General features: G+C 65.2%; 9 protein-coding genes. 3 read left to right on the forward strand and 6 right to left on the reverse strand.

The features are described 5' to 3' along the window. Positions 1-198: 198 nt before the first annotated feature. The 5 genes from gspD to gspG are packed head-to-tail and all read right to left on the reverse strand — an operon-like array spanning position 199 to position 5,449. Positions 199-2,544 carry a type II secretion system secretin GspD gene (gene gspD, locus AC1Q6I_RS34495; protein ID WP_102625736.1) on the reverse strand — a complete coding sequence of 782 codons (2,346 nt, stop codon included), beginning with the start codon at positions 2,542-2,544 and terminating at the stop codon, positions 199-201. Then, entirely contained in the window at positions 2,541-3,053 is a 513-nt protein-coding gene (locus AC1Q6I_RS34500) for a type II secretion system protein M (RefSeq protein WP_102625737.1), read from the reverse strand. The genes gspD and AC1Q6I_RS34500 overlap by 4 nt, the downstream gene beginning before the upstream one ends. After that, positions 3,046-4,116 (reverse strand): type II secretion system protein GspL, encoded by a 1,071-nt coding sequence (gene gspL / locus AC1Q6I_RS34505; protein WP_102625738.1) that lies wholly within the window; start codon positions 4,114-4,116, stop codon positions 3,046-3,048. Before gspL ends, AC1Q6I_RS34500 begins: the two co-directional genes overlap by 8 nt. Continuing rightward, positions 4,113-4,991: a type II secretion system minor pseudopilin GspK gene (gene gspK, locus AC1Q6I_RS34510; RefSeq protein ID WP_102625739.1), complete on the reverse strand. Its 879-nt coding sequence runs from the start codon at positions 4,989-4,991 to the stop codon at positions 4,113-4,115. The genes gspL and gspK overlap by 4 nt, the downstream gene beginning before the upstream one ends. A gap of 8 nt (positions 4,992-4,999) precedes the next feature. After that, entirely contained in the window at positions 5,000-5,449 is a 450-nt protein-coding gene (gspG, locus tag AC1Q6I_RS34515) for a type II secretion system major pseudopilin GspG (protein WP_024074809.1), read from the reverse strand. 148 nt (positions 5,450-5,597) lie between these two features. Between gspG and gspI the strand changes: the two genes are divergently transcribed. Continuing rightward, positions 5,598-5,984, forward strand: a complete 387-nt coding sequence (gene gspI, locus AC1Q6I_RS34520) for a type II secretion system minor pseudopilin GspI (RefSeq protein WP_102625740.1) — start codon at positions 5,598-5,600, stop codon at positions 5,982-5,984. On the opposite strand, the gene AC1Q6I_RS34525 is transcribed toward gspI, so the two are convergent. Next, complete coding sequence (locus AC1Q6I_RS34525; protein WP_102625741.1) at positions 5,971-6,402, reverse strand: type II secretion system protein N; 432 nt, start codon at positions 6,400-6,402, stop codon at positions 5,971-5,973. The genes gspI and AC1Q6I_RS34525 overlap by 14 nt on opposite strands. A gap of 93 nt (positions 6,403-6,495) precedes the next feature. Between AC1Q6I_RS34525 and gspH the strand changes: the two genes are divergently transcribed. Further along, positions 6,496-6,948: a type II secretion system minor pseudopilin GspH gene (gspH, locus tag AC1Q6I_RS34530; protein WP_024074806.1), complete on the forward strand. Its 453-nt coding sequence runs from the start codon at positions 6,496-6,498 to the stop codon at positions 6,946-6,948. Next, positions 6,945-7,547: a type II secretion system protein GspJ gene (locus AC1Q6I_RS34535; protein WP_024074805.1), complete on the forward strand. Its 603-nt coding sequence runs from the start codon at positions 6,945-6,947 to the stop codon at positions 7,545-7,547. Before gspH ends, AC1Q6I_RS34535 begins: the two co-directional genes overlap by 4 nt. Positions 7,548-7,705: the final 158 nt, after the last annotated feature.

Consider the following 7,705-nt stretch of genomic DNA (forward strand, 5'->3'; position numbering starts at 1 on the left):
GGCGAAATTGGCTCGCCGAAAAGTGTCCACCATGTCCCCGCACACCCGTCAACCATGTGTCCGGTCCATACAGGTCCTTCCAAAAGTGACCCGCTGTAAGAGCGGAACCATAGGTGGCCGTTACCGCAGCAATGGATATGTACCCCAACCCGCCAGCCGCCATTACCGCAGCAACGGATATGTACACCATCAAAACACTCACGGCCTCCCCCCAGAACCAGAAACCGGCACCGCCCGAATCACCGCCCGCGGCCCCTGCTGCTGTTGCTGCGCCCCAGGAATCGCCTTCTCCACCGAAGGCAACTGCGGCGCCTGCACATCCGGCATCGCCCAACTACGCTCCGGCTGCAACCCACCCTGCGCCCGGCGCATAAACTCATACCGATTCAACGTAATACTGCGCCCCGCCCCACCGTCACGAATAATGTAAGGCCGCAAAAACACCATCAAATTGGTCTTGCTCACACTGCGCTTTTCATTGCGAAACAACGCCCCCAACCCCGGAATATCCGAGAGCCAAGGCACCGCGTCATTGCTCTGGCTATAGCCATCCTGCAACAACCCGCCAAGCACCATGATCTGCCCGTCGTCCAGCAAGATGCTGGTATCGATCGCGCGCTTGTTGGTCACCGTGCCCGCCGCCACCGAAGCCCGGGAATCCACGCTGCTGACCTCCTGGTAAATATCCAGCTTCACCGTGCCGCCCTCGGAGATCTGCGGGCGCACATTCAGCTTGAGCCCCACTTCTTCACGCTGCACGGTCTGGAACGGGTTATTGCTGGTGCCACCGCCGCCCGTCACATAACTGCCGGTGACGAACGGAATGGTCTGCCCGACAAAAATGCTCGCGGCTTCGTTGTCCAGGGTCAGCAGGTTCGGCGTCGACAGCACATTGGTACCGCCCTTGCTCTTCAACGCCCGGGCCAGCACCTTGAGGTCGAGCACTTTGCCAATGCCGGGGATGTCCACGGTGCCATTGACCAGGCCGATATTCAGGCCCTTGGGCAATACGTCGATGCTGGTCTTGCTGGTGGGTGTGCCATTGACCCCGCTGCCGCCCAGGTTGACGCCGCCGAAGCCGCCCTTGCCCGCCAGGTTGCCAGCCTGCCATTGCACGCCAAATTCACTGGCGTCGTCTTCGCCGACTTCGACGATCAGGCTTTCGATCACCACCTGGGCGCGGCGCTGGTCGAGCATGTCGATCACTTCGCGCAGGTTGCGGTACAGCGGGTCGGGCGCGGAGATCAGCAACGTGTTGGTGGTGGCGTCAGCCTGGATGGTCGCGCCGCCGGCGCTGAACGCGGTGTTCTGATCGCTGGCGGTGCTGCCGTTGGCGCTGGTGCCGGTGGTGCCGGTCTGGCCATACGCGGACGGTACGCCGCTGCCGGTGGGCGTGCCGCTGCTGTTCTGCGTGGTGGTGTTGCCCTGGGTCGTCTGGCCAGTGCCGCCCATGGCGCTGAGCTTGCCCCGCGCTTCCTCGCTGACACCCGACTCGCTCTCGCCGGTGAGCAAGCCGCGCAGCGACTGCGCCAGCTTGCCCGCCTGGGCGTTGCGCAGGTACACCACGTGCATATTGCTCGGGTTGCTCTGGGCGTTGTCGAGCTTGTAGATCAGGTTGCGCGCCAGCTCGGTGCGCTCGGGGCTGCCGGCGCGAATGATGATCGAGTTGGAGCGTGGGTCGCCGACCACGTTGATCTTCTGGGTCTGGTCGGCGCCCTGGGTATCCAGCAGTTCGCTGACCATGGTGGCGATGTCCACGGCAATGCCGTTCTGCACCTTCACCACGTCGGTGTCGATGGCGCCGGGGGTATCGATGCCGTCGATGATCTGCGCCACCCGCGCGAGGTTTTCCGCGTAGTCGGTGATGACGATGCTGTTGTTGCCGGGATAGGCGTTGATCGGGTTGTTCGGCGACACGATGGGGCGCAGCACTGGGATCAGGTTCACCGCGTTTTCATATTGCAGGCGAAAGGTCCGCGTCTGCATGCCGCTGCTGCCGGCGCTGTAGATCGGCCCGCCGAGCAACTTGGCATCGGCCTCGGGCACCACCTGGGCCACACCGCCGACGTCGACCACGCTGAACCCCTGCATGCGCAACGCCGCCAACAGCATGTCATAGGCTTGATGCGCCGGCACCTGGCCTTCGCTGACCAGGGTCAGGTTGCCTTTAACCCGTGGGTCGACCAGGAATTGCTGACCGGTGGCACGGGACAGCGCACGCACCACGGCCTGGATATCGGCGTCGACGAAATTCAGTTGCACCGGCTGATCGCCCAGCGGGTTGCGCGCCTTGACGGTGGTCGGGGCATGAGCACGGGCACTGTTGGTCAGCGGGTGCTGGACGCGCGGCGTGGGCGCCGGTTCGCGCTGGCGATCGAGCATGGTTTCGCCGCTGCGCCGGGTGTCGGCCAAGGGCTGGCCAAGCTCGCTGTCCACCAGCAACGGCGTGTCGGGCGGCGGGTTATGGCTGCACGCGCTCAAGGCCAGTAACAGCAGCGGCGCGACCTTTCGAAAAGGCGCGGGGTTGGGGACTGACCACTTCATGAAGCTTCCTTAGCGCCAAGCGCCTGATCCATGCGAACGGTCCCGGACACAGTGCCGGCCGAGTTGTCGACGGCGTCCGCGCTACGCTGCAAGCGCGCCTCGGACACCTCCAGGGAAAATGCACGGGGGTTGCCCAGCAACCAGTCCACCACGGCATCGGCCGGGGCGTTGTCGAAGGTCAGGCGCCAGCCACCGGTTTCCAGGGCCTGCAACTGATAGCGGCCTTGCAGGCCGGCGCTGTCCAGGGCCTGGCGCAGTGCGCTTTCGTCGGCGTGCCGAGGCGCCGCGACGCCCTGTAACAGCACTTGCAAGGCGGCGGCTTGGGCGCGCAATTTCGGGGTTTCGGCCTGCCAGTAGTCGATCTTCTTCAACGCAGGCTGCACCAGCACCAGCCAGGTCAGCATGCCCGCCAGGACCAGGCTGGCGCCGCTGAGCAGGCGTTGTTCACGCAGGGCCAGGCCGCGCCAGAAGCCCTGGGCCTGGCTACGCAGACGGCGCCACTTATTCATCGCTGGCTCCCGCTTGCTCTGCCGGTTGCGCCAGGCCAAGGGTCCAGCCGTGGTCATCGCGGGTCGCGGTAAAACCGGCCTGGGCCAACGCGGCCTGCGCCTCGCCTGGCAGCGTCGGGCTGTGAGTGTCGGTCAGCAACCCAAGGTGCAAGCGCCCTTGTTCGAAAACCAGGCTGTCGACGCTGCCCACCATGAACGGCAAGTTGCTGCCGCCGATCTGCAACAGGCTGGTAAAGCGCTGGCCAGGGTCGGCCGCCGCGCCGGTTTGCCGCGCGGCCAGCTGTTGGCGGGCCTGCTGCAAGGGGTTGAGCACCACCGGCAATTCGGGGAATGCCTGGCGTACCTGCTGGCTCATCAGGGCCTTGAGCCGTTGGCCTTCGTCCACTTGGCGCGCCGCGTAGAGGTTCAGGCCGAGGGTCCAGATGGCGGTGGCCAGGGCGACACAGGCCAGCGCCCTGCCCCAACCACCGCTGGCCGTTTGATTGAGGTGGCCGTGCAGGCCCCAGCCGGGCAGCGCGCCAGTCCAGCGTTGGGTGGCGTCCACCAGCGGCAGATCGAGCGCCTGCAATCCCAACGGATGAACCGTCCCTTGTTGCAGGCTATCGCGGGTCAACAGATACCCGTCGTCCAACGCCGCAGCGCCTACCGGCAAGGCATAGGGCGCCGGGTACAGGCCACGCAGCTTGAGCTGGACCTGCGCCAGTACCTGGGCCAACTGTTCCAGGCCGGCCTTGGGCACCCAGCCCACCTGGACACGCCCCTGGCTGTCGCGCGGGCCGTGGGCCACGTGCATCTGGTCCAACGCGCCGAGGATCAACGCCTGCGCCGCACAGGTCACCGCCGCATGGGTTTTTGCAGCGGGTAATGGCGGCAGCTCAAGGCTGGTGAGCAGGCTGTCACGCGGGTGCAGAAAACAGTCCACGGCCTGCCGGCTCTTGCCCAATTGCGCCAGGCTTTCATGCCCTTCGGACACCACCACGCCGCGGTCGAGCCAGGCAAATTTCACCCGGCTTTCAGCGTTGACCTGGTCCAGCGGCGGCAAGCCAATGCGCAAGCGTTTCATACGCCCACCCGCGACCAGATCACCTTGGGTTCACGGTCTTCGGGGCGATGCAACAACGCGTCGATCGTCACTCGACGGCGCTCGCGCCGCGCCTGGCCCTGCAGGCGAAACCACTCGCTGGTAATGCCCACTTGCACCGAATCCACCGCCACCTGGGGCAAGTGCAGACGGTTGACGAAATCCCCACGGTTGATAAACCAATGGCCATTGTCGCGCTCGGCCACCAGCCCATGGGCCTGGGACAGGCTGAGCTGCGGCACCACCGCGCTGAGCACTTCGGCGCTGGCGGTGTTGCCGTTGACCCAGGTATTGCCAGGCAGCACGCTGATGTAGGCCTGCAAGCGCTGCAACACCTCGGGGGTCAGGCCTTCGAGGCCACTCAGGTCGTCGAGGCTGCGCAGCATCGGGTATTTGGCGGGCAACCCCTTTTGTGCGTAGGAAGCGATCACCCGTTGGCTGATGCGGCGGCTGACGGCCGGGTCCACGCCAAGGGTGCGGCACAGGCGCTCGAAGCTGTGCAATTGCTCGGCGTCAAGCTGTTCGCGGTTAACCAGGTTGCGCAGGTTGAACTTGCCCTGTTCATCGTCGATCCGCCCCTCGAACACGCCGGCCTGGATGCGCACCCAGGGCTGGTCAAGGCGCGTCAGCACGTCCTTCTGGCGCGCCGCCCAGAGCAGCTGACGGCTGCGTTCCAGGCCACCCTGCAACAGCCATTGGCCCTGCACACGCAACTGTTCGGCTTCCAGGCCGCGGGTAAAGACGGTCTGGCGCGTGAGCATGCCGCCGGCGATCACCGCCACCACCGCGGCGATCAGCAAGGCGCTGATAATCGCCATGCCGCGCTGCTTCGCCGCTGCGGACGAATACCGTTTCATGGCGCGCCTTACAACTGCCAGGAGCCGATATCGGCATTGACGCCTTCGCCATCCGGTTGGCCGTCGGCGCCCAGGGAGAACACATCGACCTCACCGTTGGCGCCCGGGTTGAGGTAGTGATAAGGGTGGCCCCACGGGTCGTTGGGCAGGCGGTCGAGGTAGGCGCGCCAGTTGCTGTTCTTCGCATCGGCCGGGCGTTCCACCAGCACCTTGAGACCCTGGTTCATGGTGGGGTAAGTGCCGTGGTCGAGGCGATAGAGTTTCAGCGCCTGCATCAACCCGGCGATGTCCTGTTTCGCGGCGGTAGCCCGCGCCTGGTCCGGGCGGTCGAGCACCTTGGGTACCACCATGGCCGCGAGGATCCCGAGGATGACCACCACCACCATGATCTCGATCAGGGTAAAGCCACGTTGCCCGCGAGGGCCTGGCGTGGGGGATGTTAGGCGCGCGATATCCATCTCGACATTCCTTGGCTTGAGTGCGTTTCGTGGCGCAGTGTTGCAAGAACACATGTCAGTCGTATTGAAAATCCTCGGGAGCTTCGGTCGCCAATCGGTCAACTCGCGGCGCTAGTCTGCGGGCCTGTTTTCCGGCTTTGAGAGCGCCATGTACGGCCGTCGCAACGCGCAAGGTTTTACCTTGATAGAAGTGCTGGTGGCGCTGGCGATCATCGCCGTGGCCATGGCCGCCGCCGTGCGCGTGGCCGGGCTGATGACCCAGAGCAACGGCCTGCTGCGCGACAAGTCCATGGCGTTGCTGGCGGCACACAGTCGCCTGGCGGAATTGCGCCTGGAGGGGCGTTCGAGCCCCGGCAAGAGGACGTTCACGTGTGATCAGGGGCGCTTGAAACTGCGCTGCGAACAAACCATCAGCATCGGCCCCGATAACCGGCTGTTGCAGGTCAATGTGCAAGTGCTGGACGCCAGCCGCGACGCACCACCCCTGGCCCGCCTGGAGACTTCGCTGGCCAGGCCGCAGGTCAAGGCCGAGTGAACCGTGGCAAGGCCGGCGCCTGCGGCAATGTGTCGAGGGGCACGCGCACCTTCTCGCCCGCGCGCTCGATCTCGACGCTGTCACCCGCGATGGCCGTCAAGCGCACGCCGGGGCTGAGGTGCTCGCCGAGTAAAAAGCTGCGCGGCGGGCCCTCGTTGAGGCTGAGGATCGCCACCGCACCACGCGCCCCGGCCAGCACCCCCGAAACCTTGACCTGCACCGCCGCCGGCACCGTGGAGAACCATTGCAGCGCGGGGTTATCACTGCGCGCCGCCAACGCCTGGGGCGCAACCTGGGGCGTATGGGATTCGGCCGAGGTGAGCAGCAGCGGCGTCCATACCGCAACGCCGGCCAACGCCGCCAGCACGCCCAGGGCCTGTACGCCATGGGCCGGTGAAAAACGAAGGGCAAATGCCATGGGAAGGACCTCCTGTTTGTCCATGGCACCAGCCTACAGGCCAATTCGCACGTTTTTATTTCATAACCTCGCCAGCTTTCCAGGTACGCCACCATGAAACAGCATGGCTTTACCCTGATCGAACTGATGGTGGTGCTGGTGATCATCGGCATCGCCAGCGCCGCCATCAGCCTGACCATCAAGCCCGACCCACTGCAGCTGCTGCGCAAAGACGCCGAACGCCTGAGCCAACTGCTGCAAGTGGCCCAGGCCGAAGCCCGCGCCGACGGCCGCCCGATCACCTGGCGCGCCGACGCCAAGGGCTTTCGCTTCAACCGCCCCAGCGAGGACGGCCTGGGCGTGGAAGCCTTCCAGGGCGACGCCCAACTGCGCCCGCGCCTGTGGGAGAGCACCCCGATGCAAATCAACATCGAGCCGCGGCAAACCCTGGTGCTCAACGCCGAATGGATCAACCCGCCCGTGCGTGTGGTGCTGTCTGACGGGCAACACCGTCTCAGCCTGCAACGCGATGCTGCGGGCTTGATGCGCGTGGTGAGCCAGCCATGAACCCATCGCAGAAGGGTTTTACGCTGATCGAGGTGATGGTGGCGATCATGCTTATGGCGCTGGTCAGCCTGATCGCCTGGCGGGGGCTCGACAGCGTTAACCGGGCCGATCAGCACTTGCAGGCGAGCACGGAACAGACCGAGGCGGTGTTGCGGGCGTTGAACCAGTTGCAGCGCGACGTCAGCCTGCGCGCCAGTGTGGAACTGAACCCGCCGAAAGACCGCGCGGCCCCATCGGACGGGTTGGCGGCGGTGACGGTGCGCAGTTCCGACAGCAAGGGGTTTCGGTTGGATGTGATCCGCAGTGCGCCGGTCGCGGGGGATGGGTTGCAGCGGGTGCGTTGGTGGCTCAAGGGCGACAACCTGTACCGCGCGGTCGCGCCGGCGCGGGATCGCTTTCCGTTGCCGGCGGCGAAGGATGGGGTGGTGGTGTTGACGGGGGTCAGTGATCTGCAGGTGCGGGTGTGGGAGGCGGATAAGGGGTGGCGGCAGTTGAGTGGGAATCGGCGGGAGGATCCGTTGGGGTTGGAGGTGAGTCTGGTGCGGCAGACGGCGCAGGGGGTGGAGCGGTATCGGCAGGTTTTGGGGTTGGTTTGGTAGGGGGATTGGGGTATGTATCCGTTGCAGCGTTAATGGCTACTTGCGGGTTGGGGGGCATATCCGTTGCTGCGGTAATGGCGGCTGGCGGTTCCGCTCTTACAGCGGGTCACTTTTGGAAAAGAGCCCCAAAAGTAACCAAAAGGGCTCTTGCCCCACCA

The organism is Pseudomonas sp. MPR-R2A5, assembly GCF_058793055.1.